The 25376-nt window shown below is 50.2% G+C and carries 29 protein-coding genes and 4 tRNA genes; 17 read left to right on the forward strand and 16 right to left on the reverse strand.

Annotated elements, in window-relative coordinates:
- Positions 1-96: 96 nt before the first annotated feature.
- Positions 97-1692 carry a hypothetical protein gene (locus VK694_04090; protein ID HTE57901.1) on the reverse strand — a complete coding sequence of 532 codons (1596 nt, stop codon included), beginning with the start codon at positions 1690-1692 and terminating at the stop codon, positions 97-99.
- A 98-nt stretch (positions 1693-1790) separates the two neighbouring features.
- Between VK694_04090 and VK694_04095 the strand changes: the two genes are divergently transcribed.
- The 6 genes from VK694_04095 to VK694_04120 all read left to right on the forward strand — a co-directional run bounded on the left by VK694_04095 (position 1791) and on the right by VK694_04120 (position 5434).
- Positions 1791-2096, forward strand: a complete 306-nt coding sequence (locus VK694_04095; GenBank protein HTE57902.1) for a YggT family protein — start codon at positions 1791-1793, stop codon at positions 2094-2096.
- Positions 2097-2157: 61 nt separating this feature from the next.
- Positions 2158-2694 carry a histidine phosphatase family protein gene (locus tag VK694_04100; GenBank protein ID HTE57903.1) on the forward strand — a complete coding sequence of 179 codons (537 nt, stop codon included), beginning with the start codon at positions 2158-2160 and terminating at the stop codon, positions 2692-2694.
- A gap of 37 nt (positions 2695-2731) precedes the next feature.
- Positions 2732-3154 carry a DUF1801 domain-containing protein gene (locus VK694_04105; GenBank protein ID HTE57904.1) on the forward strand — a complete coding sequence of 141 codons (423 nt, stop codon included), beginning with the start codon at positions 2732-2734 and terminating at the stop codon, positions 3152-3154.
- A 49-nt stretch (positions 3155-3203) separates the two neighbouring features.
- Entirely contained in the window at positions 3204-3713 is a 510-nt protein-coding gene (locus VK694_04110; protein ID HTE57905.1) for a DUF2975 domain-containing protein, read from the forward strand.
- Between the two features lie 4 nt (positions 3714-3717).
- A complete protein-coding gene (locus VK694_04115) occupies positions 3718-3930 on the forward strand; it encodes a helix-turn-helix transcriptional regulator (GenBank protein HTE57906.1) in 213 nt (70 codons plus the stop codon).
- Entirely contained in the window at positions 3920-5434 is a 1515-nt protein-coding gene (locus VK694_04120) for a DUF4173 domain-containing protein (GenBank protein ID HTE57907.1), read from the forward strand. The genes VK694_04115 and VK694_04120 overlap by 11 nt, the downstream gene beginning before the upstream one ends.
- Positions 5435-5561: 127 nt before the next feature.
- On the opposite strand, the gene VK694_04125 is transcribed toward VK694_04120, so the two are convergent.
- Entirely contained in the window at positions 5562-6440 is an 879-nt protein-coding gene (locus tag VK694_04125) for an aminoglycoside phosphotransferase family protein (GenBank protein ID HTE57908.1), read from the reverse strand.
- Positions 6441-6541: 101 nt separating this feature from the next.
- Here VK694_04125 and VK694_04130 point away from each other — a divergent pair, with 101 nt between their 5' ends.
- The 4 genes from VK694_04130 to VK694_04145 all read left to right on the forward strand — a co-directional run bounded on the left by VK694_04130 (position 6542) and on the right by VK694_04145 (position 8397).
- Positions 6542-6955: a hypothetical protein gene (locus VK694_04130; GenBank protein HTE57909.1), complete on the forward strand. Its 414-nt coding sequence runs from the start codon at positions 6542-6544 to the stop codon at positions 6953-6955.
- 68 nt (positions 6956-7023) lie between these two features.
- Complete coding sequence (locus VK694_04135) at positions 7024-7485, forward strand: hypothetical protein (GenBank protein ID HTE57910.1); 462 nt, start codon at positions 7024-7026, stop codon at positions 7483-7485.
- Between the two features lie 78 nt (positions 7486-7563).
- Complete coding sequence (locus VK694_04140) at positions 7564-8100, forward strand: hypothetical protein (GenBank protein ID HTE57911.1); 537 nt, start codon at positions 7564-7566, stop codon at positions 8098-8100.
- Between the two features lie 39 nt (positions 8101-8139).
- Positions 8140-8397 carry a hypothetical protein gene (locus VK694_04145; protein HTE57912.1) on the forward strand — a complete coding sequence of 86 codons (258 nt, stop codon included), beginning with the start codon at positions 8140-8142 and terminating at the stop codon, positions 8395-8397.
- A 96-nt stretch (positions 8398-8493) separates the two neighbouring features.
- Here VK694_04145 and VK694_04150 read toward each other — a convergent pair whose 3' ends face one another.
- From VK694_04150 to VK694_04160, 3 genes are all read right to left on the reverse strand, one after another.
- On the reverse strand, positions 8494-9321 hold the full coding sequence (locus tag VK694_04150; GenBank protein ID HTE57913.1) for a hypothetical protein: 828 nt from the start codon (positions 9319-9321) through the stop codon (positions 8494-8496).
- A 327-nt stretch (positions 9322-9648) separates the two neighbouring features.
- Positions 9649-10068 carry a putative toxin-antitoxin system toxin component, PIN family gene (locus VK694_04155; GenBank protein ID HTE57914.1) on the reverse strand — a complete coding sequence of 140 codons (420 nt, stop codon included), beginning with the start codon at positions 10066-10068 and terminating at the stop codon, positions 9649-9651.
- Complete coding sequence (locus VK694_04160; GenBank protein HTE57915.1) at positions 10052-10300, reverse strand: hypothetical protein; 249 nt, start codon at positions 10298-10300, stop codon at positions 10052-10054. The genes VK694_04155 and VK694_04160 overlap by 17 nt, the downstream gene beginning before the upstream one ends.
- A gap of 108 nt (positions 10301-10408) precedes the next feature.
- On the opposite strand from VK694_04160, the gene VK694_04165 reads away from it, so the two are divergent.
- Positions 10409-10675, forward strand: coding sequence for a hypothetical protein (locus VK694_04165; protein HTE57916.1), 267 nt, complete (start codon positions 10409-10411; stop codon positions 10673-10675).
- Here the strand turns inward: VK694_04165 and VK694_04170 are convergent.
- The 6 genes from VK694_04170 to VK694_04195 form a co-directional block, all read right to left on the reverse strand.
- The gene (locus tag VK694_04170) at positions 10656-11609 is read right to left on the reverse strand and encodes an IS110 family transposase (protein HTE57917.1); all 954 of its coding nucleotides are present in this window, start codon (positions 11607-11609) and stop codon (positions 10656-10658) included. The two genes, VK694_04165 and VK694_04170, sit on opposite strands and share 20 nt — an antisense overlap.
- Before the next feature lie 409 nt (positions 11610-12018).
- Positions 12019-12094 (reverse strand) — tRNA-Phe (locus tag VK694_04175).
- A gap of 265 nt (positions 12095-12359) precedes the next feature.
- Complete coding sequence (locus tag VK694_04180) at positions 12360-12713, reverse strand: hypothetical protein (GenBank protein HTE57918.1); 354 nt, start codon at positions 12711-12713, stop codon at positions 12360-12362.
- A gap of 75 nt (positions 12714-12788) precedes the next feature.
- On the reverse strand, positions 12789-13445 hold the full coding sequence (locus VK694_04185) for a hypothetical protein (protein HTE57919.1): 657 nt from the start codon (positions 13443-13445) through the stop codon (positions 12789-12791).
- A 237-nt stretch (positions 13446-13682) separates the two neighbouring features.
- A tRNA-Val gene (locus tag VK694_04190) sits at positions 13683-13759 on the reverse strand.
- A gap of 51 nt (positions 13760-13810) precedes the next feature.
- Positions 13811-14383 (reverse strand): hypothetical protein, encoded by a 573-nt coding sequence (locus VK694_04195; protein HTE57920.1) that lies wholly within the window; start codon positions 14381-14383, stop codon positions 13811-13813.
- 179 nt (positions 14384-14562) lie between these two features.
- On the opposite strand from VK694_04195, the gene VK694_04200 reads away from it, so the two are divergent.
- Complete coding sequence (locus tag VK694_04200) at positions 14563-15162, forward strand: hypothetical protein (protein HTE57921.1); 600 nt, start codon at positions 14563-14565, stop codon at positions 15160-15162.
- Entirely contained in the window at positions 15159-17522 is a 2364-nt protein-coding gene (locus VK694_04205; protein HTE57922.1) for a hypothetical protein, read from the forward strand. The genes VK694_04200 and VK694_04205 overlap by 4 nt, the downstream gene beginning before the upstream one ends.
- A gap of 44 nt (positions 17523-17566) precedes the next feature.
- On the opposite strand, the gene VK694_04210 is transcribed toward VK694_04205, so the two are convergent.
- Positions 17567-18979 carry a hypothetical protein gene (locus VK694_04210; GenBank protein HTE57923.1) on the reverse strand — a complete coding sequence of 471 codons (1413 nt, stop codon included), beginning with the start codon at positions 18977-18979 and terminating at the stop codon, positions 17567-17569.
- 334 nt (positions 18980-19313) lie between these two features.
- On the opposite strand from VK694_04210, the gene VK694_04215 reads away from it, so the two are divergent.
- Positions 19314-20027, forward strand: a complete 714-nt coding sequence (locus VK694_04215) for a hypothetical protein (protein HTE57924.1) — start codon at positions 19314-19316, stop codon at positions 20025-20027.
- Between the two features lie 373 nt (positions 20028-20400).
- On the opposite strand, the gene VK694_04220 is transcribed toward VK694_04215, so the two are convergent.
- The 3 genes from VK694_04220 to VK694_04230 form a co-directional block, all read right to left on the reverse strand.
- Complete coding sequence (locus tag VK694_04220; GenBank protein ID HTE57925.1) at positions 20401-20661, reverse strand: type II toxin-antitoxin system RelE/ParE family toxin; 261 nt, start codon at positions 20659-20661, stop codon at positions 20401-20403.
- Positions 20648-20878, reverse strand: coding sequence for a CopG family transcriptional regulator (locus tag VK694_04225; protein ID HTE57926.1), 231 nt, complete (start codon positions 20876-20878; stop codon positions 20648-20650). The genes VK694_04220 and VK694_04225 overlap by 14 nt, the downstream gene beginning before the upstream one ends.
- 599 nt (positions 20879-21477) lie before the next feature.
- Positions 21478-21564 (reverse strand) — tRNA-Leu (locus tag VK694_04230).
- A gap of 398 nt (positions 21565-21962) precedes the next feature.
- Here VK694_04230 and VK694_04235 point away from each other — a divergent pair.
- Both VK694_04235 and VK694_04240 read left to right on the forward strand, forming a co-directional pair.
- Positions 21963-22484: a hypothetical protein gene (locus VK694_04235; protein ID HTE57927.1), complete on the forward strand. Its 522-nt coding sequence runs from the start codon at positions 21963-21965 to the stop codon at positions 22482-22484.
- On the forward strand, positions 22484-23041 hold the full coding sequence (locus VK694_04240; GenBank protein HTE57928.1) for a hypothetical protein: 558 nt from the start codon (positions 22484-22486) through the stop codon (positions 23039-23041). The genes VK694_04235 and VK694_04240 overlap by 1 nt, the downstream gene beginning before the upstream one ends.
- A gap of 147 nt (positions 23042-23188) precedes the next feature.
- Here the strand turns inward: VK694_04240 and VK694_04245 are convergent, their stop codons facing one another.
- Positions 23189-24823 carry an FAD-binding oxidoreductase gene (locus VK694_04245; protein HTE57929.1) on the reverse strand — a complete coding sequence of 545 codons (1635 nt, stop codon included), beginning with the start codon at positions 24821-24823 and terminating at the stop codon, positions 23189-23191.
- Positions 24824-25157: 334 nt separating this feature from the next.
- Here VK694_04245 and VK694_04250 point away from each other — a divergent pair.
- Positions 25158-25241 (forward strand) — tRNA-Leu (locus VK694_04250).
- Positions 25242-25376: the final 135 nt, after the last annotated feature.

Consider the following 25376-nt stretch of genomic DNA (forward strand, 5'->3'; position numbering starts at 1 on the left):
ATGGCCTCGTTCCGTTCACCCCGTGTACGGGACGAGGCCTTCGTCATTTTTATATAACAACTCTGCGTACTCGTTGCTACCAGAACATTCATACCGCTACTTGATCTTGTAAAGAGTCACTGGCTTTCCATCTACTTCCTGATCTGACATTTTCACAAAGTATGTTTCAGTAAACTCATTCAGCTTTGCGTTGTCATCTTGCGAGTGGCCGTACAGGTAATACTCGACCCCAGCATTCTTTAGGATTCGATAATAGTCTGCGGGGTTTTCTTGGAGCGCAATCACGCCTAAGCATTTTAATCGCAAGTAATAGCACACATAATAAGCGTTGAATTGTTCGGAAATGACCTTTGAATCCTCGGGCATCTGGCCAGAGACTGCTTGGGCAACCTTGTAGTAAGGCCGCTCATCGTACCTGAGTCTTGTGAGGCTAGGCACGAGGGTCATGACACCCACGATGGCAATAATGATTGCACCCACAACAATCTGCCTAGACAAGATCACCCGCGCCCTGCGCAGCTGCTCTACCCACAAACCTATAGGAATAATGGGCAGTACTCCTGCAGTAATGAGATACCGAGAATCGGTCATGATCAACATATGTCCCGCAACCCATACTAATGCGATGCCCGCAAACACAACATAGTCCTTGCGGTAGGGGCCTTTTTTTAGCATGCCCAAGATAGCTACAAGGAAACCAAAAGCCACTATGGGCCCATAGATGTCGACAATCTTAACTGTCAGGCTTGCATTTGCCCATACAATTTTCTTGAGGTAGTAAGCCTTGTTGTGGTGAAGCTCCCAGTCGTGCTCAGGAATAAGTTCAATAACATCAGTAGGGTCTTCCCAGTACCACATTGCCGTAGAGTTGGTAGGCATAAGTGGCGCCCCAATAGGAAAAGCACCGCCCTTTGAGGCGGGGCTATAAATCGAATACGCAAAGCCCCCAACGGTAGATAAAGTTGGCTGCCCATACTTCAGAGAGATCAACCCTATAAAAGGAAGGGTTAACGCAAAGAAAGTAATCAGCGCTGGAGCAAAACGATGAAAAATAAGTTGCGTGTTTTTGCGTGACTTACGCCACTGCCAGAAAGCCAGGCCAAGAATAACCCCAAGGAACAAATAGAAGCCAAGAGCCTTTGCGTAAAACATCAAGGCGCCAAGCAGACCCAACCAAATTGCTTTTTTGCGGCTCGGGGAGTCGTCAAATCTAATCACATGCAAAACAAATGTAGTGGCAACTGCCGCCATGAGCAAGTCTCTGGAGCTTGCCTGAATAGACAGCATGTCAACAAGAAACAACGAGAGCAGCAAGCTGGTCAAAAGAGCAATTGACTTGGCCACTTTCCGATACAAAAGAAAGCGATAAGCGCCAACAAGTATGACCAGGCAACAAAGCGTAGCGGTTATTTTAGAGGCGACCAACAGGTTGACATCGAGCCAAACCCACGGCACAAGCAGCCAAGATAACAAGGGGCTCCAGTAGCCGTTAATAGCACTGCGCAAGTTAAAGTGTGCATATTTTTCAGCAATACTAAAATAAGCCGTGGAGTCTGGGTTAAGTTGATATCTCAGCCATGTAGTGGACAGTACAATTCCAATACCAAGAAACAAAACACATAAACCCAAAAATAAGCCGTGGTTTTTAAGTGTTTTTTTGGTGTATTCCATCAGGATAGTTTTATTATACATGGCAAAAAATAAACCTATTTATTGCATCCATAAGCTAATTTCCTTACTGCACCCACAGCGATACGATGCCATACTCCTACCTAAAGAAAGGAGCATAGATGGTCGGAACAATACTCTACGCAATAGGTGGCATAATAGAAGCCCTCATTGGACTACGGATTGTCTTGCGCCTGCTTGGTGCCAACCCGGCCAGTGGGTTTGTGAACATGGTATATGACTGGAGCACCCCTTTTGTCACGCCCTTTTCTGGCATCTTTGGTCAGGACGCTACGGTTGTTTCGAATACGGGCGTTGTTACACAGAGCGTGTTTGACTGGACCGCTGTGATTGCCCTGATAATGATTGCGCTCATAGTGGCCGTCCTGGGCAGACTATTTGTGCACCCCCGTGGCGCAGCCGCATAACCCACAGACCTGGGCCATAAAGAGATTACAGTGGTAGTCTCTTTTTTGTTACTATGACCAGATGAAGTTATACGTTGCACGACATGGCCAGACAAATTACAACGACCTGGGGTTGTGCAATGCAGACCCTTCGGTTGACGTACACCTTACCAAAGACGGTATCGGACAGGTAGAGGGCCTTTCAGAGCGCCTGAAGCACATAGACATAGACCAGATTTTTGTGTCTGAACTTAAGCGAACCAAACAAACGGCGGAGATACTAAACAAATATCATGACGCTCCCGTCGCAACAGACGCCAGGCTGAACGATAATCGGACAGGGTATGAGGGTCTAGACTATCGCAAGTATCTTGCCGCTCTAGACAGCGCAGAAAATAAATGGTCTGTGCGCCTCAATGACGGCGAGTCACTAGAGGACGTAAGAGTAAGAATCCGAAGTTTTCTGGACAGTCTGAAGTCCAAAGACTTCGACGCTGTCCTGATTGTTACCTCCATGTTCATTGTGCAGGCTATCTACGGCGTCGTGCACGATCTTTCGTACCAAGAGGCGTGGGATCTTCAGGTAGACAAAGCAAGCTGTATCGAGCTAGAGCTATAGTCCCACCCGGCCTAGGATGTGCTGATACAATGAGTGTATGAGTGAACCAAAAACGAAAGTTAACGACGGCGACGTGAAACAGTTCATCAACTCGGTTGATGGCCAAAAGAAACGGGACGACAGCTTTAAGCTGCTTCAGATATTTTCGAAGGTAACCGGGGAAGAACCCAAAATGTGGGGAACGAGCATCATCGGCTTTGGCCAATACCACTACAAGTCCGAAAGAAGCAAACAAGAAGGCGACTGGCCGCTGACCGGCTTTTCGCCCAGAAAACAAAATTTGACGCTATACATCATGCACGGGTTCGACGACTACGCAGACTTGCTGCAAGGCCTGGGAAAGCACAAAACAAGCAAGGGCTGTTTATATATCAACAAGCTAGAGGATATAGACCAGGGTATCCTGGAAGACCTTATCAAAAGATCCTTCCTAGCTATGAAGGAAAGCACATCTAAATAACGATACATTTTTATTGTAAAACGATAAATCATGTGCTATACTTGATGCAATGAAACACAAGAAAGGTCTACCCATGAAAAATGGATCAACGTTGTTCTTGCGCGCTGCTATCTTAGGTGCGGCGCTTGTAGTAGTGCTTTTATCTGCCTGGGCAGTGACAGATGTATTCAGCCACTGGCCAGAACAATCCCCAGAGCTTGCACGCTGGCAGTATCCGATCATCTTCGTCATCACCGCCAGCGCTAGTACATTTTGTGTAGCCGTCCGCCAGATATGGAAACTCCTAAACCTCATAGATAAAAACAAGGCTTTTACTAAGGCATCAGTAAAAGCGATGAAAAACGTAAAATACTGCGGTCTGTTGATCAGTGCCCTGTTTGCAAGCTGGATGCCACTGGCCTTTCACGCTGCCCAAAACGAGGATGCGCCAGGAATGATACTGATATTCGGAGCGATCTTTGTTGGTATCCCATTTGTAGTTGCGATCTTTGCAGGAGTTGCCCAACGACTGTTCCAGAATGCTATTGATATAAAGTCAGAAAACGATTTAACGGTCTAGAATCATGGCAATAGTAATCAACATAGACGTCATGCTGGCCAGGCGCAAAATGAGCGTTACCGAGCTATCAGAGAAAGTTGGCATAACCATGGCCAATCTTTCTATCCTGAAAAACGGCAAAGCAAAAGCCGTCCGGCTATCTACCCTAGAGGCAATCTGCAAGGCCCTGGGGTGTCAGCCCGGAGACATTCTAGAGTACAAAAATCATGAAGCGTAGAGCCCCGCTCATCGCAGCCGTATCGTTCCTATTGGGATTAGTGTTTGACTGGCTATTTTATGGCAGGGTGCCGGGTATCTCTGTCGCTCTATACGCTTCTTTAATCCTTGGCCTTACCTTTTACTTTGCCGAGCGATTCAAGAAACCGCTCGACTTGGCCATAGCCTGGCTGACGCCAGTTGTGGCATTCTTTTCGCTGATGGTTTTTGTGCGAGCAAATGCCCTCCTGACGGTTATAAACATTTTTATCGTGATGTATCTGTTGCTCGTGGTGGCGCGCTTGGCGTACTTACCCGACCAAGGGTTACGGCAGTATACTATTTCCCGCTACCTGGGCCTGATGTTTAGCCTGCCCAGGAATTTCATGAGCGAAGCTTGGCGATTTTTGCTCGGGCTGGCCGCCAGCCGCACCGCCTCTAAGCCAAAATCTGCAGCTGCGCCTATTATCAGAGGACTTCTTTTAAGTGTGCCGATTTTAGCCTTGTTTATGATTCTTTTGTCCTCGGCCGACCTAGTGTTTAAGCAATACATTGGCTCGCTGTTTAACCCTAGCGTTTCTGCCGAAACAATTTTCCGGTGGGGGCTGATTGGCTTTGTAACAAGTTTGTTTGCTGGCGCTTATGCGCTGATATTCATGCCGACTGACAAACCACAGATTCCCACGCCCGCCAAGAAAAGCCCCGGTCTGGGCGCTATGGAATCGTCAATTATTCTGGGGTCTGTTAGCACGTTGTTCTTGGTGTTTGTGGTGGTGCAGTTGGCATATCTTTTTGGCGGTTCGGACCATATAGCCTCTACCGGTTACACATACGCGGAGTACGCACGCAAGGGGTTCTTTGAGCTGATTGCAGTAGCGGCGATTTCGTTTGCCCTTATCCTAACCATCAAAAGGGCCACTGCGCTGCGGACTAAGTCGCAGAACCTCACATTTAAGTGGCTTAGCAGCGTGCTTGCGGCAGAGGTAACGGTGATTATGCTGTCTGCTCATATGCGACTTGGTCTGTACGAGGAAACCTATGGGTTTACTACACTTCGTTTGTTGAGCCATCTCTTCGTCGTGTGGCTGGCAGCTGCTTTCGGCCTGCTAGTTTTTCATATCATACGCAGTAACAGCAACAACCATTTTGCGTTCCAGCTATTCATAAGCATATTGTGCTTTTTTGCGCTGATAAATATTGTTAATCCTGATGCTTTTATCGCCAGGCAAAATATTAACCGCTTTAACGACACAGGCAAACTGGACCTGCGCTACCTGAGCACATTGTCAGAAGATGCCCTACCCACTACTTCGCAGCTGCTTAATAACCAAAATAAAGACGTGCAAAATAGTACTGCAAACATTCTATATCGGCAGCAGCGCTCTGCTGACAGACAGGCAAATGACTGGCAGTCTGCGAACGCAGCAAGATGGCGGGCAGATAAAATATTTCGTGACAATGCTGCTCAAATTGAGGCCGGAAAGGTATATATCAAATACCCGGATCTAGACGGGACTCAAGAATAGTACCAGGGCGCCCTGGCTTGCCAGCCTGGATCAGGCGATCCTGACTATAGCTTTACCCACGTAGACACCGTATGGAGCATAGACGTCCGGCCAGATGAGCCCTCGGCTGTGATTCGGGAAGCTGTTCCTAAAGAAGTTCTTGCCGCACTATTTTTAAACCTTGCTCTAAGCCTACTGGATCATTTTTAGATATGTAGTACGGCAGGTCAAATGCTCTGTTAGCTTTGCGACGTATAGCTATCTTGTCACGAAGCAGCGTAGTGTCGCCGTAGGCACTGAGCGCAGCATCCATAAGCATGGGGTTGTCCAGACCGATGAAATCCTTAGATTGGTCATAGTAATTTGTGTCTCCGAAGTCAATAACTCCTAAATTACTGTCAGCGTCGATAATCATGTTGTATGTACCGAGATCACCATGACAAAGACGGCTTTCGGAGCCAAGTTTCTTCATGGTGTTTGGCAGCTCTACCATGGCAAAATGCTTGATCTTTTCTTGCTCCGAAACGCTAAACCTTCTTACAATAATCTCTAGCGAGAATCGGTATTTTTTCTGATAGAACTTTATCTCGTCATCAACAGACACGCTCACTGCCTCGTCAAGCTTTTTTGCGTGTAACTGTTTTAGGAAAGTACCAATCTGGGTACCAAGCCTGCCTAAAGTCTGAGGGTCCAGCGATTCGATAGCGACGCCCAAGTTCCGCCCCTTGACGCCAGTGTAGGCAAAATACGAATGATCTTTGCCTTCCCATGTAATCTTAGGAAAGGCGAGGTCGGACTTTATGTTCTCCAATGTCCTAATAGCCGCGATCTCCTTGGATTGTCTGCCGCGTATTTCATCGGAGCGAGGAAACTTAAAAACGTATTCGCCATTATTAACAATGTAGGCCCTGTTATCCCAGCCCTCATCATTCAATACAATATCGCCCCCTGAAACAGTGGGTAAGAGACCGGAGATTATGGACTCTTCTTTTGCACGCAGCTCTTTAGGTGTATTTTGTGGAGGCATTTCATAATAATAGCACTGGTTTGCCGCAACGCTGGCGAGTAAGCCTACCTATATTATTTACAAACTTTGACAGGTAGCACACTTTTGGTTATTTTAGTGCAATGACAACACACGTAGCGGCTTTTGCCCCCGACCAACTTCCAAACATCGAGTATGCAAGAGTAAACGAAGAGCAAGTGGCGCATATTCGGGCGGCTATGGATCTACCCGAAAACCAGGAGCGCTTTGATGTTTCGTTCCTTCCCGTCGAAGCAGCCGAACAAAGACAGGCAGCCGCAGAAGAGTGGGCGGCTTATCTCCAGGCCAAGGGCGATGCCAGGATAAAAGCAGCTGGAGCCGTGATGGCAATGAGCACCAGAGACGAATCCCCAGAAGGTTTGCGCGAACTCCTAGAAGACGAAGACCATGTGCCAGGTGGCCGTTTTGTAACCCATGCACTTTGGAAAGTAGTCAAAAAACAACCTGGGGCACAGTCATTTGACCTTTTACGTACCTACTACGACTCAAAGCCATAATAAGCGACACCAAAAACCGTCAGGTCTCGGAGCGAAAGGTCTATGACCAGTCTGCTAGAATTGACCTTATGACTTATGACATACCCGGCCAAGGACGGCTAGACATACAGACGATTATTCTTGACCTAAATGGCACCCTATCGGTAGGTGGCGTGATACCAAATGGAGCAAAGGAACGACTTACGACTTTGAAGGCAAGAGGATTTAAGGTCCTATTCTTTACCGGCAATACAAGAAATGATGCCGATCAGCTGGCGGCAGATCTGGGTATAGACTGGAAACTCGCCAAGAGCGCCGGGGAAAAGCGTGACCTAGCCCTGCAGCTGGACCCGGACACCTGCGCATCTGTAGGAAATGGCCTGATCGACCTAGAACTCATGAAGGTAGTCAAGCTTGGTATCGTAACCCTGCAGGGCGAAGGCGTACATATGCAAACTCTTCTGGTTTCAGATATCGTCATTCCAACTATAAATGACGCTCTGGATTTATTCATAGACGACCAGCGCCTGAAAGCCACCCTCAGAAAGTGAAAAAGATCCGGCCAGTAAAAAAGCTGCGTTGCTGCAATAACGGCCTGATATTTGTATTAATTATATAATTAGCATCTTATGCGTATCGAGAAGCTAGATATCGAACCGGTCGAGCTGTGCCCAGACTGTCCGCGTCGTGGTGATTGCCGAGGCGTAGCCAGGGTGGCTCTGGATACCATTTTCAAGGCGTCCTTCTTTACCATAACAGTACCCAAGGGCGACCCCGACGCTTTTATGGGGCGGGTGTATGTGGACGATCAGGGCGGAGAATCTGACGTATTCCTAACCCAGGACGATACACCCATTCGCGAGTGCAAAGGCCCCGTGGTGACAAAAAAGAGACTATTCAAGCCAGATGACGTCGGGTGTCGCGCCTTCAGAGTAAGGCTACGCGAGATATGGGCCGCAGTTGCCGAAGACGAAGAGCAATGGGCCAAGGAAAGAGCACAGGCAATCTATCTAACACCAGAAGAAACCAACGGACTTATAGCGTTGGAGCCCGCCGAGCGCCGAGCGCTCGCAACCCTGCCGAGCGACCACATTAACGAACTCATACTCTTTAACCGCAACCACCCGGACCGGGTAGACGATCTGCGTCAACTATCAGAGGCATAGTGCGTATTGCCCAGCTGGCTGTTTGCTATAATCTTAAGCATGAACGAACAAGGCATTTCGCTCGAAGAAGCCTGCGAAACGAACGCCATTGGCACGGCTCAGGATTATCAGCGAAACTGCAACCCTGACGGCACTGTCCGCACAGAGCCCAAAGAGACAACTCTCATCGTTCCAGGCAGCAGCAATCGCTCTGTAAGCGTCCAAAACACACTCTTGTACAGTGGCGTGGGCTTCGTAGCCTTGCTAATTGCGATCATCCTTGGCCTCTCGGCTCGACACTTTCTAAAGAAGAAATAAACTCCAGCCCATCGTTTCGCTTATTGCTCCGGTCCGAGAAAAAACAATCCGCGCTAGCTAGGCGCGGATTGTTTGCCCTAAAAGACTAGGTAAAGTCTACAAGTCACCACTAAATAGGTATGGCGTATTGAAACTACCCAGGGTGCTAGAGACTATGCCGTAGGGGCTTGTGCCCACCCAGAACCAGCGGTAAATGGCTGCGCCGCCAGCCGCTGGATAGTCGTAGTGCGTTCCGGTGTAAGTACCGGCAGCTGGGAATGGTGCAAGCTCACTGGACTTCTGCGATGCATAGGCAGTACCCGTGTTCTGAATCTTCAACTGCACCCATCCACCCGCGTTGGATGTCCGTGTTACTGCAACACTGCAAGTGTGCGTACCGGTTCGAGTCTCGTCGTACACGTAGGCAGAACCATTCCAGACGTAGAGGTAGGCATTATATGCGCCATGAATGCCGTAGAAGGCTGGATATGACGTGCTATTTGCCGCAACAGTGGTATAGACTTCGCGCCAGGTGCTTTGATTTAGCACCCTCACACGGATAGACTTTGATACCGCTGTCGTGTTTCTAACTGGCGTGTTTAGCAGATTCCTCGAACAGTACTGAAGAGGAGTCGCGAAATCAACATTGGCAACAGCGCCAGCGAGTGGCGCAGCAAGTGCAGATGGGGTCTGCAGTCGACCCGCAACATCTGTCTTGACTAACTCTGTAGGACCAAGCGGTTCAGTTGGCTGCGCATCTTGGCTGCCTGCTTCAATGGGTGGCTTGTCCTGTGGTCCGGAAGTTACGTTACTGGGCGGTGGCGTTTGCTTGCTACCGTCCGAGGTCGTCGCTGCGGCATAGGCGCTGCCAGCAGTACTCAACAATATGACGCTCAGGGACAAAGCAGCTGCCAGACTTCGGGGTCTTATTAATGCACGTTTCATAGTAATTATGATGCTCCGTTTTATTTAATTGTGGTGTTTTAGCTTCATAGCAAAGACACGCCAAATAAGCCTTGTTCTAGTTTTGACCTGAGGAAAACTAAAAACCAAGTCAGTGTGTCATTTCTGAACCAACTTACCAGCTTTTTTGGGTTATAACCAGTCCTTAACAATGAAGCCTATCGCACAGTATGCGGACATTTTGATTCAGTGAAAGCGAAAAATTTTACACACAATCTGTTCAAAAAAGCATAACTTTAGTTATATACGTGATGGATGTGACGTTGGTGGAGCGTTTAGGCGAACTCGACATTGAAGCCATGATGGAAACTAGGGCTGCTTCGAAATGAGTTCCAAGAATTCCGCTGGCTTGAGTACCTTGATGCCTTTGTAAGACTCCAGCACGAGCAAGTCTTTATCGCCGCTGACAATATACTGACAATTGCCTAAAACTGCCGTTTCTAGAAATATATTGTCGTCGGGATCGCGACAGATGGTAACCTGAATACTCCCCAGCTTAACCGTTCGCGCGTCTCGCTCTAGCAGCTTTTCTAGCTGTTTTAGCTCTTTTGCAAAAGCCGGGAACTTGGACAGTATCTTACGCTTCAGCTCAGTAAGTATCTCTACCGAAACAACGGCATCAAACGCACCCTCAGACAACAGGTCAATGACCAGGCGTGGCTTACCACCAAATACCAGAGCCGATATCAGGACGTTAGTATCAACAACGACTCTAGGCTTTTTTTTCACGTTTGTAGTCGTCTAGTACTTGGTAAACCTGTTCTTCGCTCGTTATGCCCATTTCTTGGCCCATTTTGTTGCCAGCATCAAACAACTCTTTCCATTGTTTACGCCTTTCTAGGTCAGCGAGAGCAAGCCGGCGGAAATATTCGCTGCGACTTCCCATATCCTTCTTAACTGCCATATCTATGTCTTTCAGCAGTTTTTCATCGAGTGCAATGTTGAGTGTTTTTGTAGCCATAGTGACCCTTTCGTATATGGATATATTATATTGATATTGTATGGTAGTGTCAACCCGGGTTCTGCACCCATCGCTTGCAATCTTATTGACCCGGGCTATTATTAATCCATGCAACTTATAACTGCCGATCCAACTCAACTGCAAAACAGACTCCAGGCCTACCTAGAAAACGACCCTAAATATAAGGCTGCCTTCGAGTACACTAAAAGCCGTTTTAACGAAACCGAAAGCCTATCCGCCCACAACTGGGCGCATATTTACCGAGACACCCTAAACGCTATCGTTGTTGGTGAGGCTGAGGGCGCAGATATGAGTCCTAGTATCAAAAGTCAAGCCATAGCTGGGCAGTCTTGGGCTACTCCCGTTGTTGCGTAGCAACATAGGGAGTCTGTCTTTTTAAGACTGCGTAGATACGGTGGGTGAGTTTCCGGGCGGTGCTAACCGTGGCAACGGTATAGCTTTTGCCTCTGTCTCGCTGGTGCTGGAAGGCTGCTTTCAGCTCTGGATCAAACCGTTGAGCTACGGTACTGGCCATATAGAGATCACGGCGGAGAAATGGCGAACCTCGTTTGGTGAGCTTGCCCGTCCGTTGGCTTGGGCCACTCTGCATAATTTTGGGATCTAGCCCGGCGTAAGCCACGAGCTGCTTGGCTGAATCAAAACGGTTAAGATCTCCAATTTCAGCAACAATGCCCATGGACAGAATGGCGCCAATGCCTGGGATACTCTGAATGAGCTGGACGGATGGGATGTGCTCAAGCAGCTTTGCTGCTTGAGCACGGTAGTGGGTCAGGGTGCCAATGAGGTGTTGCCTGGATTCGTTGAGCTGCTTGGTGTCGAGAGTCGCAAGGCTCTCTTCCATGTACTGCCGCATAAGCTCGAGCTTGGTGGCGGTATCCCGTAGGCGACTAGCAAGCCGCAAGTAAACCCGAGCTTTGGCGAGGGCTTCGTCAGCTGGGTGGGTGAGGTAGCCAGCACCTTGCAGGCCGAGCAAGGCAATGTGGTAGGCGTCCTTGGTATCGGTTTTTGCTTTGCGAATGGTAGCCCGGGTGAATTGCTTGGTCTGAATGGGATTGAGGAGCCTGCAGGGTACGCTTCGCTGTTGGCAGGCGGCTAGCACATATTGTTGGTAGATGCCGGTAGACTCCACAATAACTTGAACGTGCGGATGGTCTGCTCGTACCAAGTCTAAAACTTTAGCAATGGCCAAGGTGTTGTTTGGGCGGCGCCCAAACAACACCTTTTTCCCGGCACGTGTAATGAGCGCATAGTCTGCGTGCGCTTTGCTAATATCGAAGCCTAAATACATAAAGTACCTCCTTGAAAGTTGTAGGTCGTCCAAGAAAGAAGAGAAAGAAAGAGAAGAAAGAAACGGGAGCTATCCCTACCGCCAGAAAGCCCCAACAGACTCATGAGTTATTGTTGGCAAACAGCTGGAATACCTGCTTCCAAAACCTAGCTATTTGTTGCCGTGCTACTCTGGGATAGGGCCACAAACTCCGAGTATAGGCAGCTGAAATTGTCAGCTCCTAAAGCAAACTTCTGTGGCCTCCCATACCTATGATTGTAGAGCAAGCAATGTTGCTCTGGGTGGGATTATATGAGCAAGCTCCTGTGCGCGAGGCTTGCGAGCGAACTGGGCTCTTCGGGCTATCCCAGTTCAAGCCCGAGAACATCCACCAAGAAAAATACCCCAGCTTTCACTGGGGCACTTTTCTTGGTGGCTCCTCCCAGACTCGAACTGGGGACACAAGGCTCTTCAAGCCTCTGCTCTACCAACTGAGCTAAAGAGCCACACTATTACTGCTACAAAGTACTGCCCCGAAGAGCTTTTTGTCCCTGGGGACAACTTGTTATTGGCGGGCTAAAGCCCTTGGCTCTTCAAGCCTCTGCTATTGCCAACCCGAGCTAAAGAGCCACACTCTGCTTAAGTTAAGCAGACATAACTTCGGTATTTTACGAGAAAACGGGCTTTTATTCAAGAGCCACCCCTACTGGGGCTTTGCTGAGCAACATGGCGTAATGGAAGTCCCTGCTTTTGCCATAGAAAAGAAGCCGCTCAGGGTAAGATATCGCGGGACTGCGCCTGCAAGACGTCTATTTGCGACTGCCGGTCGCGGATCATATCTGTGATACGTTTGACATCGTCGTCTAGCTGTCTCTTTCTCATGACTATCTGCGCTTCGAGCTGGCCAATAATCTCCCGTAGAGAATGAGGATCGCCATGATCACCCAGGCGAGATATTTCTTGCTGGCGCTGGCGGACTTCGTTACTGAGCTCTACGGTAGTCCTGTTGACCACCTGGCGCAAGTTGGTGTCTTGGGAGCGTAGCTCGCCTACCTCTTGTTTGAGCAGATCAACCGCTTTCATCAGCTCTGTTGCGGCAGTTTTCATATGGTCATTAACTGGCATGTTCGCTCCTTCCTGTTAATTAACAAGTAGTATAGCTCTTATAGAAAAAATATGGTGTAAAATTTTTTACAATCTTCAGTACGAAGCAAACACCCCCCTTGCCCATCCTGTGATTTTCAAAAAAAGACTTGTGTCTAAGACATATATATCCAATACACCGTTTGGAAGGGAGTCTTTTTTATTTTGGCTGCTTTTATTTGGCTTTCGATAAGTTTTAAAAAATTGACTAAGCGGAATTCCTGTAATGCTAGACCAATATGTCTCTGCACTCGTGTGCTCAAGATGGGGATGAATGTGTATATATCCACGAAACTTTTCTTCCGGCACATTACACACACGCCTAAAGAAGGCCATCATAATTTTTATCATTTCCGGATCCCCGTTCGAAAATCGAACCATACGCTGGGTTTTGCCACCCTCTGCCCAGTACAGCATAGTACCCATTAGCCACAAATCCTTGTGGGCTATTTTAGGTATATCCTGTTGAGCTATTGAAATTACCAACTCGCGCTTCCTATGCTCGTTAGCGAGCCGCGCTTTTCTTCTCTTTTCAACAGCCTCTCTTATATGGCTATTTTGACTTAAGACTTCTTTTTGATCATTAGTTAGCTCTATATCTCGAACCCAAAGGCTAACACTACTTTTTGCAACACCTAGCTCTCTACTAATTTCCTTTATCGAAAGTCCACGTTCACGTAACTTTCGTGCAGCAACTTTTTCTATAACTTTCAAAATAAAACCCCCAAATATGTGCTTATGTTAGCATACAATTGGGGGTTCAATAGATTGTAAATAATGAAGGATTCGCCTGCTGGCCAAAGAAAATTGCTCGTGGCCGCGACAATTTCAAATACGCCACTAGGCATATTTGAAACAAGGGTCTGGGCAGTGCGCTCATAGCATTCCGTTCGAGCCCTCGCCGCTACCGTCACATAGAAAAAACCCTGTCTTTCAACAGGGTTTTTTCTATGGTGGGCGCTGAGGGACTCGAACCCCCGACCCTCTGTGTGTAAAACAGATGCTCTAGCCAACTGAGCTAAGCGCCCGAAAATAACCATGAAATCATACCAGATGTAAGCCAAAAATCCAAGCAGCCCTTACTCGTGGGAAGCGTCGTGTTGTTCCTCGGCGGTAGGTGGAGTGTCGTCTGGGGACATGTCCATACCCTCCATATTACTTTCGGGCTTGCCCAGCCCGTGCACATGGTCACCCTTGGACATTGGTGGCAATTCGTTTTTATCTGTCAGGATTGGCAGGTAGCCCGCAAAGTTACAGTGCGCCAGCTTGTATTCGTACCACCCGGGATCTGCCGCGGCTTTGACGGTAACAAACTGCGCCTTATGAGCCTTGAGGTCTTTACTGATATTGAACTTCTTCAGCACAAAAGTATCGTCGACATCACTGATTACCCGAAAGGTGATGGTCTGGCCAGGCTTGGCCTGAAGCCGACGATCGCTTATGGCGACACACCCGACAAACCGGAGCTTGACGGCTGTCTGGGCTGACACCTGGGGGCGAATAAGGACAACTAGCAGCACAAAGATAGCCAACGCCCGAAAAGCTAGCACGAGAGCCGGCAGCCTCACATGCTTTTTAATACGGTGAACATGATGAGCATTTTTGGCGATGATTGCGTGGCGTTTCGATGGCTTTTGCGCTGGTTTTTTCATATGCCACCATTATACCTCAGCTACTCTGGAAGCGTGGGCTACAGAAGCAACCAGATTGCAGATATCGTAGGTGGGGCTGGATTCCCAAACCTTTGCATTATAAAATAGTAAGCATGACTGTCATGGGGTGCAAGGGACAGACGTGACAAAATCAAAGTAAACAGGGATTAAATACCGAAGTGGCCAGGCTACCAAACCCGGGTGGTGACAACAATGCATGGGGCGATGTCCTCAACGATTTTTTGACACAGTCCCACAATACCGACGGAACTCTTAAGCGGGCAGCTATCGAAGCAACAGGCGCTATTTCTGATGCCGTGGCATCGCACGCCGCCCAAGCTTCTTTGCATGGTACCGGAGCAGAGCTAGCCATTGCCCAAAAAACAGATGTCGTGTTTGCTACCACCTCGACTACACCGGTAGCTGTGCCCGGTTTGTCCATAACCGTAATTGTGCCAGACAGACCCTACGTGGTACGCCTGACCGCCACCGGGATCATGGCCCTTGCTAACAATTTTAGTAGGCTCGATATTATGCTTTCCGGCGGAACGGCGATTGCAGTGCCACCGGCATTTGGATATACAAGCGCTATCAATGGGCAAGCCACTTTTGTGACAGAGCTGCGCGTGCCAAATGCTTTTCATAATCCAGCAGTCAGCGCAACGGTGACCTACCAGGTCTATGCCCGGACAGAGAGTGCCTCGTCTGCCTTCACGCTTTTGGCCGGTAACTTTTCTGGTGCTAACTACTCAGCCACGCTCGTGGCCATGATGCAATGAGCTATAGGGCGGCGCTTCATACAATTAATGGCGTCAAGGTGGGACTGTTCCGTCCACGAGCAACAACCGGTCCCGTGGCACTACTGCTGGGACGTTCTCCGGAAAACTGGTACGGCACCGACCCTTCTGCCCAAGCTCGCAAGCTCGTGGACGCCGGGTACTGGACGGTTTCGGTTGATACTCCAAATTGGGGTAATCAGACAGACCTGGACAATATCGATGAGGCGCTCGGGTGGCTCAATACAACCTGGGGAAGAAACAGTGACCGTGTTCTGGTCGTCGCCCACAACGGTGGCGCAGTAGCGGCGCTCAATTGGGGTATACGCAACTACCAAAAAGTCGCCTCACTGTCGCTGCAGTCACCTATTATCGACATTGCCGAGCGCTACGGCCGACTGGCTGCAGCCAACAGCACTCCAGTTGCCCTGAGCCTACCCGGCACCAACGGTGTTTATGCCTATACCGATGACCATACATCGCTCGACATCCCCGGCGACATCGATATCCGTGCACAAATAGCCCCCACCGACTGGACGCCATCGACCCCCCGATCGATTGTCAGTAAATACGTGTCTTTGGGCAACCAACGCTCCTACCGCCTGCGCTTACTCAGCAGTGGTTTCTTGGAGCTGGTGTGGACGAGCGATGGCACCACACAGCTCACTGCAGCTTCGACCGCCAGCCCCGTTGTATCGGACGGCGCTACGTTAGCCATACGGGTAACACTGGACGTCGATAACGGCGCAGCTGGTCGAACAATCACCTTTTATACGGCGCCCACGCTAGCAGGCCCCTGGGCACAACTGGGTAGTCCGATAGTCACCGCAGGTGTCACCTCTCTCCTGAATAGCACCGCACCGCTAGAAGTAGGTTCTGTGGCAAACGGTATCGAACCATTCCAGGGCTCGATCTTTGCAGTAGAGGTCAGGAATGGTATAGATGGCACAGTGGTAGCTAATCCTGTTTTTTCAAAACCTGGAGTTATCAATTTTACCGACTCAGCCGGCCGGGGATGGTGGCTGAACGGCACGGCAAACATGATCTTGCTTGTATCGGGCGGAGCCGAGACTGATGCTATCGAAGATGCCTACGGCGGCACGAGCGCCACCTTTGCCGCAGCTATGCCAACCTGGAATCCAGCCTTCCTCCACCGCAAATACGAAATAAAGGATATGCTAGGCGACCGTACAAAGCTGTGGTGGTCAGGCTCGGATACACAAACGCCACCGGCAGTCACTGCGGCCCTGGCAACAGTTTTTAGCACCGCTACGGGCACACTCACCGGTACGGACCCCACACTTGTAGACCCCACCCCGCTGGTCAGCGAAGTGGTGAGTGACGACACTACCTGGATCAACCAGCCCGGGCTTGTAGAGGCAGCCCGCTGGCGGGAATATGCCCGTACCTCTCTGGTAAACGCCGGCTATAGATCGGGCGACTCTGGTGTTAGTTGTGTATTGCCGGATGGTCGGATAGTAACCATTTTTGCAGACACCGGCATCGGCTCCGTTGATTCTGATGACACCTACGCTAACGTTGCCGTCACTAGAAATTCTATGATTATTCAAAACGCCGACCTGTCGTTTGCCGGACAGCACTATTCCGGCGCCCCCGGCAATACGCCCCCTTTCATGCCCAACCAGACCACCTACCCAGGCAGATGGTACTGGCCGCTTGGCTGCATGGTAGAGAACGGACGACTGCACGTGCTTGCCCCGCTGCTGGCGGGCAGTGGCTTTGGTACGAGCGAAGATCAGCATATTATCTCGATGGACGCCTCTACCTTTGCCATATTATCAACAACATCACTTGGACTCATTCCGGAGTTTAGTCCCATCCACTTGGTGCCGGATCCCATAAGCGGCTATACCTATGTAACCACCGACTCACCGTCGGGCATGGGACGGGTGCCGTCTGGGCAACTCCTCAACCCAAGTGCCTGGCAGGCTTGGAACGACAGTGCCTGGGTATCTGACCTGAGCCAGGTAGCACCACTGGTTGACACAAATCAAACCCCTATCGTTGTTGGGCCGTTTGGCGACGACATAGCGATGCGCCGGACTTCTACCGGCTTTGTGCTAGCGGTAGTGGGAGCCTTTGGCGCTGGGATCGAACTATATCGGTCGGCATTGCCCCAAGGTCCGTGGGAACACTACCGTTCTGTGGTGATTCCTTTAGCCGGAGAACTATACGAAGGGACCACTTTTCAATATCTGCACAACTGGCACCCGCATCTTGATGTGTCAGCAGACCAGCTCATGCTGTCGTACAATGTCGGGGTCTTTGGCGCAACTGCGCCGCTTGGCCGAACCGGCTTCTCCGAGGGCGTGTTACATTTCATGGTGGTGCCCCTGACATAGCCCAGGGCAGAATACGCCCGCCAGTAATCGCCCCTGTCTAACGCTTAAGGCTGCCGTACGATCATTACACCATTCGATCCAGTTTGTGCCAGTTCGTTGATATCACGCACATAGTTCTCATAAGAAAATGCCGTTCTTCTTAAATTGGGGGTAAGATAGTGGGCCACCAACTGTTCTACGCTGAGCAGTGTGACTTCCAGTCCAAACTCTTGCTCCAGAATTGTTTTTGCGATGCGATAGCTATTCATCTTGTACCTGGCCGCTACACCCGACTTGCCGCTGTCATACAGGGCGGTTTGCTGGTCGGCCATAAAATCACCAGTATCACCGACAACAAATATTCCTCCGGAAGCAATCTGTGTTTTAAATGCGCTGACCACTGTCTTGATAAGCCCGCCAGGAACGTTAACGCTCTTTCTGTCATATTCTGCGATGTACCTGCCAAAAGGATGCTCGGCAACATCAAAAGGCCGCATAGCTCTTTCTACCTCAATACCGTCATAATCCTCCACAGAGGCGTCAGGCAGTGGCCTACCCGCGCGTAGTGCTTCAAGAAGCGCCTGCCGCTCTCCCTGTGAGTTGGCCACCCTTACCCTGTAGAGCGTTTGGTACCACTCATCACCAATACGCGAAAGGTTTACGTCTTCTGGGAACCAAACACTGTCAAAAACATAGGCAGCAAACAGTACGTCGAACTTTTCTTTGCTTGGTAGTTTCTGCAAATCATCAAAAAGCGAATAGCGCTCGCTCGAAAAAGTAGCATAGTCAACAGCTGGCACAGAATCGAGCCGCGGTTCTACAAAATCTGTCAGCACAATGTCCAGCTTTTCTATGCCGCTATTGTGGGCGGCCCATGCAGGAAAGTGCCAATGTCCTACATCGCCTCCGCTGCCAAGTTCTTTGATACGCACTTTGTGACCACGATGCTGTTCGGAGAACAAGGCACCCAGGGCAAGGTTGAACGGGACATTACTCGTAAAAAACTGCCCGCGCTGCGTTTCCACGTTTGCAAAAGCTGGCTCAGCACCATAATATGATGCATTTAGTGCGTTCAGGGCATCGGGCAAAAAGTCAGACTCAACGGCTCCCTCCTTTCCTTCTAGCCCCAATCTGAGCAATTCATCTTGCGAAAGCTCCGACCCCTTTGCTCGCCGCGCAACCGCAACCTGCCTTGCCAGGGATGGGGTAACTACAAAATCAAAGGCCGGTGTTTTTCCAAGCGTATCCTGGAGTACGAGCCGTGCAACCCGGCGGTCAAGCAGTGGTTCGCTATAGTCCGGAAGAGACGAGGCGCTATCTGCCCTAGCCAGACGATCCACCAAAAGTTGCGCAAGGTCGCCCTGAACATCGCCGGCATAAGAGCGGGGCGATTCGTCACTTATATGCACCAAAGGTATTCCTGCTATCTCTTCTGCAGGCACCTGCACACCTTCCCGACCATCAGAAACTCTAGGCATAACAGATAGCATATCGCAATTTTTGCGATACTTGAACATATTTTTGCGTAACCGGCTGTACTATCGTTCTCTCAGTAGTCAAGGCGGGGCGAAGGGCTAAGCATAGCCTGCCCTAGCAGTATGCCTCCTTGACCTGCCCAAAGAACCCTACTGAGCCTAGTATTCTTTTGATACGAAAAAGCTGCGCGAGATAGAGCTTCGATGGAACACCATTGAGCCTAGTTTACTCCTTATGTACGACAAACTCGTCACGCTTGTCTTTACCTTGCATGACATTGATACTATGATCTTAAAAGATAAGTATGGTAACTGTCTCGAAGGTGAGGATTAACAAATGACTCGCTATTCAGAAGAAGGCGATGGAGAACAAATCCAGACTCGTGAAGGAGTCGAATTCTTACGACGCGGTGCCGAGCAGTACGCCCAAGATAACGGCTTAGTGGTACCGGATGTTGATTTCTCAAATATAGTAGCCGACCCAGTGCTAGGCCGTCAGATCGGGGCGGCTTACGAAGTGGCGCCGTATTTCGATCCGGCAGCATTCCCGGCTTATAGCGCTTTCAGTACTGAAACGGCGATGCAATTCTATTTCCTCACATCCGCACCTGAGGAAGGAGGGCTGGGGATCGAAGTCAAAGGTTCCGACAGCGACCCCTACCATGACGCCGACTCAAGGGTACCCAACATTGACTGGATGATGGACGACTTGTGCAATCATCGGTTAAGGATCTTGGTCTCCAAGGAAAGCGAAATACATCTCATGGACCCCGTCGTAAACACGATGTTCAGGGCCGTCCATGAAGCGTTCGGTCATGCAGCCATCGGCTGCGGGTTCGATCCGGACGGTGAAGAAGCGGCCTGGTATGCACACAGCCATCTGTACTCGCCTTTGGCTAGACGGGCACTCACCACCGAAACTCGCGGGCAGCAGAACGCTTTGCTCTATGACAGCGGAGAAGGCCTCCCGTTGCAGAAATTTTGTCTGCTGCTTGCCGAGTTTGCCAATCTCGACACAGTCACATTCCGCACTACAGCGAGAGAGATTTGAATCCAAGTTGACCGAAGCCAAAGCAAAAAAGAAAGGCTCCACGAAATAAATTCTGGAACCATCCTCTCTGTAGATTTGAACTTCTAAACTTGGTGCGAGAGAGGACTTGGGCACGCTAGGCGGGCCCGCCAGTGAGCTGACTTGAAACAAGTTCCAAATCAGTCACATGGCCTTGCGATGAGCCACAGGCTGTTCTCACCTCAGCCGGTTCAAGCCCTCTGCCCGCAACGAAACATAATAAAAAGACCATCTTTGCAGATGGTCTTTTTATTATGGTGCCCTTGAAGCAGTTTCTTTCGAACATCTTTTGGGTTGGTTGGATCAACTTATGCGAACACTCGCGAGATACACTGACGCCATTAATCCGCCGAGGCTAACCATATATATGCCGTCTATGGCCAACCTTCGTAACCTGAACTATCTTAATTTCATCCTCAATGACATATAAGATCCTATAATTGCCCTGGCGAGCACGATACTCCTCTCTGCCCGAAAGCTTCTTAGACCAGACAGGCCGAGGGTTGTTAGCAAGGGACTTTATACGATTCATAATCTTTTGGGTATCGCTTTTAGGAATTTTTACTAGATCCTTGCGGATAACGCTCGGTAGAATCTGGATATTATATGCCACCACTGCGCTGAAGCTCTTTTAGGGCAGCCTCGTATGAAAGTGGGGTCTCTTTTTTGGCTAATCGCGAGCGAATGGTAGTAATGTCCTCCAGATCTTCCGCGAGCTGGGCTTGCAATGCTTCATTCATAAGGCCCGAAATAGACTGGCCAGTTTCTACCGCACGCAGTTTTAGGGTCTTATACAATTTCGAGTCTAGATAGAGTGTTGCCTTTGTATTCATACTACCATTTTACCGTCATGACAGCATGCTGTCAATTTGCTTCACTAGGCAGTAATCGATCGGACTTGGACTCAAACTTAGCAGATTCAATAGGCCAAACTACAGAAAAGGCGCTCGATGCATAGCATCGGCGCCCCCTGGTGTCCAGTTTGGTGCACGAGACCGATATTAGATATTAGATGGCACCACGTCTATGACAGTATCTGAACCACCCCACACCCTCTCTCCTTCTAGGGCGCTTTTACTCGGACCAAGGTCCTCGGAGGACACCCGGCTGACCCTGACGGGAGAGGAGATGCGGGGTGGTTCAGTAATGGTCTGTACACCGGATATGAACACAACTCTAGCAGATGGGAGTCCGCTCAAATACACAAAAAAGTGCCCGAAGATAGATTTTGGTCACCCCTGTTCCCTGTTTGGCGCGGATGAAAGGGCATGGTCACCTTCCGCAACCCCGGAACTTCTGCCCTAGCAACACAGTTGCCAGGTGAAGATTCCCTTATGAACAGCCACCGGCTGTTCGCGCCTCACCAGTTCAAGTCCTCTGCCCGCGTGTAACCAAAAACAAAAACCCATCTTTGCAGATGGGCTCTTGTTTTTGGTGCGCGAGAGAGGACTTGAACCTCCACGAGCAAATGCTCACTAGCTCCTGAAGCTAGCGCGTCTACCAATTCCGCCACTCGCGCACATTAGAACCATTATGAAGGTTCAAGTATTGATTTAAAAGGACTTGGTCACCTTCGGCGACCCCGGAACTTCGCGATTGAAAACAAGTTTTCATCGGAAGGTTCCCTTGCGGACAGCCACTGGCTGTCCTCACCTCCACGAGCAAATGCTCACTAGCTCCTGAAGCTAGCGCGTCTACCAATTCCGCCACTCGCGCGCTTCGATCAACGAGCTCTCTCGTCAACCGGGAATACTGATACTTGGCTATTTTATGACTTTCTGACATAAAAAACAAGCGCAGAACAGGGGCAAAGCTCTTGGAGTAACTTTTGAATTTTTTATGCTTTAATGGTATTATATGTGCCGATAGATTCGATCTGTCTGTTCCTCAACAACACGAGTAAAGGAAGTGATCCCCGTGTTTCGCTCTAGACGAGTTCCTGCCCAACGCCCCTCCCTGTGGCTGTCTGGCATTGTGAGCGCTACGACCGCCATACTCCTGTACGAGGGGCTCTACCGCATAGCGGAAGAACCGGACTCCTCCGAGAAGCTGCACAGCTTGGTCTTCGGTGACATCAGCGACTGGCCACAATCCAACCTGCTGAATGTGGTGCTGATGTGCTTGTTCTGCTGGACTGCAACCTACTCGGCGGCAAAAGCTCTCGAGGCAGATCGGCCCCCTGTGTCTGATGACGACCCGCCGCGGCGGCTGGTCTATCTGCGCCAAACGGGTTGGCGGGCTGGAGTTCTGTGCGCCCTCTTTGCACTTGGTGGCCTGTTTGGTCTGGTTGGTGCTTTTTTCCACTGGTACAGTGGAATGGAGTTCTTCGCGATTGGGGCCATCGTTGTTGGGATTTTTGCGACTGGCATCGGCGTCTGCCGGCTAACCTGGAACTACTTCCAACGCAAGCTCGGAACCGATCTTTTGAAGGGAGAATGATGTCAACATCACGGCCCAATGTCAGACAAGAACAGCTCAGCGACCTACGCAATACCGGTCTCTTCAGCATCCCTGCGGGTGTACTGTTGTTCTACGCATTCCGCTGGATGGCCGAACAGTCGGTCAGTGACGGCAGAAGTGATGATGCAATTCAGAGCTGGGTCTTCGGTAACATCAGCGACTGGCCATCGGTCTTTCGAGGGAACGCGCTCCTGGACTGCATGGTGGGCTGTCTGCTGTTCTGGATGATGGTCTACTCGATCTGCCGAAGCGGTGAGCTCGGTATCGCTCTGCGACAGCCGTCGCCCGACCCCAATGACCCACGACCGACCTACCTGAGATTCCGTGGCAGAGCTGGACTGCATCTGTCTATGGTGTGCTTTCTGGTGGCGTTCCTTGCGTGCGGTATTACGCTCGGTGTCAATTGGTACGCCGGCCTGGAGCTCTTCGTGCTCTGCGGGGTAGGAATTGCCATACCGGTAGCGACCACCAGGATACTGCGCTGGGGACTGTCCAAGCTTGGTCGGGTGCCTGATCGGGAGCATCCGGGCGGTTAGCCCACTTTCTTTACATCGGTTATCGTCCGAGAGCACCCGCTCCCGGGCACGGGACCACTCAGGCAATATAGAAGAGGGATTTCTCTCTGCCGCTTGCATCATCCGATGCTTTCCCGCTGCTTGAGAGGTCCCTTTTCTATATCTTTTTTATGAACGAGGCATGTGGTCGTACAGGTGTTCCAGGTTGTAGTCTTGGCGCAGCATTCCCCGGACCTGGTCCATAGATACGTCTACTTTTACGCCAGGATTGAGCGTGTTGTATGGGTCAAATATTTTCTTTACCTTTTGGAATAGCTGATACACTTCGGGGCCATACAAGCTCTGCAAATACAGGCCACGCAGTCGGCCATCGCCGTGTTCGCCCGTGGTGCTGCCACCCAACGAGATCACCAAGTTATAGTATTCGTCCAATACTTTGAATAATTTTTGACGGTCGCCCACCTGGGACAAGTTCATGAGTGGTTGCATGTGTACATTGGCATCGCCGGCATGGCCCCATATGGCAGCCTGCAAGCCGTGTCGAGCGAACAACTGATACACCGCCTCCAGGTATTCACCAAAGCGCTCTACGGGCACCACGCCATCTTCTATGATGGGTATAGCCTTGCTGTTACCCTCGCTATACGAAGTAACCGTGGCAGCGCTATGCCGGATGCGCCACAGCTCTTCCTTGGCCTGCTGCTCTGTTTCTATGCGGTACGAAATCTGGTATTTGCTGAGTAGCTTGGTGGCTTTTTTGGTCAGGCGTTTCTGCTGGCGCTCGGCGGGGTTGTCAAATTCTAGTAGCAACAACAGTTTAGGAATGGGCTGATTGATTATCCCTTGTAATAGGTTAGGATTGTGCGTCTGTACAAACTTTAGCAGGTGCTCGTCTACCACCTCCATGGCGCTGGGCAGGTCGGGCAGCTTGCGGAGCTCCATAATTACCTGGCAGGCTACCTGCAGGTCGTCGAACTGGGCAGCAATGAGCGTCGTAGCAGGGGTATGGGGTTCTGTGGTCAGGGTGATCTCGCTGACGATTCCCAGCGTACCCTGCGAGCCCACCAGCAGTGGGGTTAGATCAAAGCCATCCTTGCGCTTGACCATATCTAGCGCGTAGCCGGCTGAATTCTTGGTAACGACTGGCTGCATTTGCTTGACCAGGTCCTTGTTTTCTTCTAGCAGGGCGTCGAGTGCTCGATAGACTTCACCCTCGAAGGTCGCCAGTCCCAGCTTTTTGCTGAGTTCGCGTTTGGATAGTTTCTTGGTTTCTATAACTTCGCCATTTGCCAGCACTGCGCGGAGGCTTTTTACAAACCCACGTGTGTCGCCATATTTCAGCGACTTTTCACCCGATGCGTTGTTGGCTACCGCGCCGCCGATGGTGCAGTATTCCATAGAAGCCGGATAGGGCGGCAAGAACCGGTTATGGGTATGCAGGGTTTGCTGGAGCTTGCCGTAGTTGACCCCCGGCTCTACCGTGATATTGCCCGTCTTGCTATCTAGTTCTAAGATGCGGTTCATGTGGGCCGGAAATATCAAAAGCACCCCACTACCAATAGCCGCACCTGACTGATCAGTACCCGAGCCGCGCGCTGTAATAGGGATAGCCCGACCGCGTTCGGCCAACTGCCACGAAAACCGAGCAGTTTTTCTGATGTCGTTTTCGTTACGAGGATAAACCACAAGGGCTGGCGTGAGCGTCAAAACACTCGTGTCAGTAGAAAAGTACCTGCGGGCATCTGCACTGGTGGTTACCTCGCCAACCAGGTGCTCCTGCAGGTAGTGCGCGACTTTGTTCATAAGCTAATTAGAAACCTCATAAAGCTTTAGCATTGCTAGTGGCTATCATACCACACTCACCCCTCTTGAGTTTTTACCTCAAAAATCGTACTATAACACCGTATTGCAGCTACCCCGCTGACCAAACCAAGCAAATTTATTTGCTGTTTGTGTAGCGGAAGAGGCGCCGGCTTGGTGAGGTAGCTAGATTTGCTGGGCAAACTTGTTTTGCCGGCGAATCAGCTACCTCACCATTACAACCGAACGATCAGTGAGGTTGTATGCAGAACCCAAGAAAATCCAGTCTTTGTAAAAGAAAAAGATTTCTTGGCGTGAGGCTATACACGGTAACGACGCGCGAGTGGTGGAATGGTAGACACGCTAGTCTGAGGGACTAGTGCCGCAAGGCGTGGAGGTTCAAGTCCTCTCTCGCGCACCAATTTGAGAAGCCTGCCAAGGGTAGGCTTTTTAAATTGGTTCACAGGGCCTCGAACCTTCACCCAAAAAGGCGTGGAGGTGAGACATGCCTGTGGCATGTCGCAAGGCAATCTTCTGGGGCAAGCGTGCTTGCCGC

It is taken from the genome of Verrucomicrobiia bacterium, assembly GCA_035489575.1.
Classification (GTDB): domain Bacteria; phylum Patescibacteriota; class Saccharimonadia; order Saccharimonadales; family JAGQNK01; genus DATHJY01.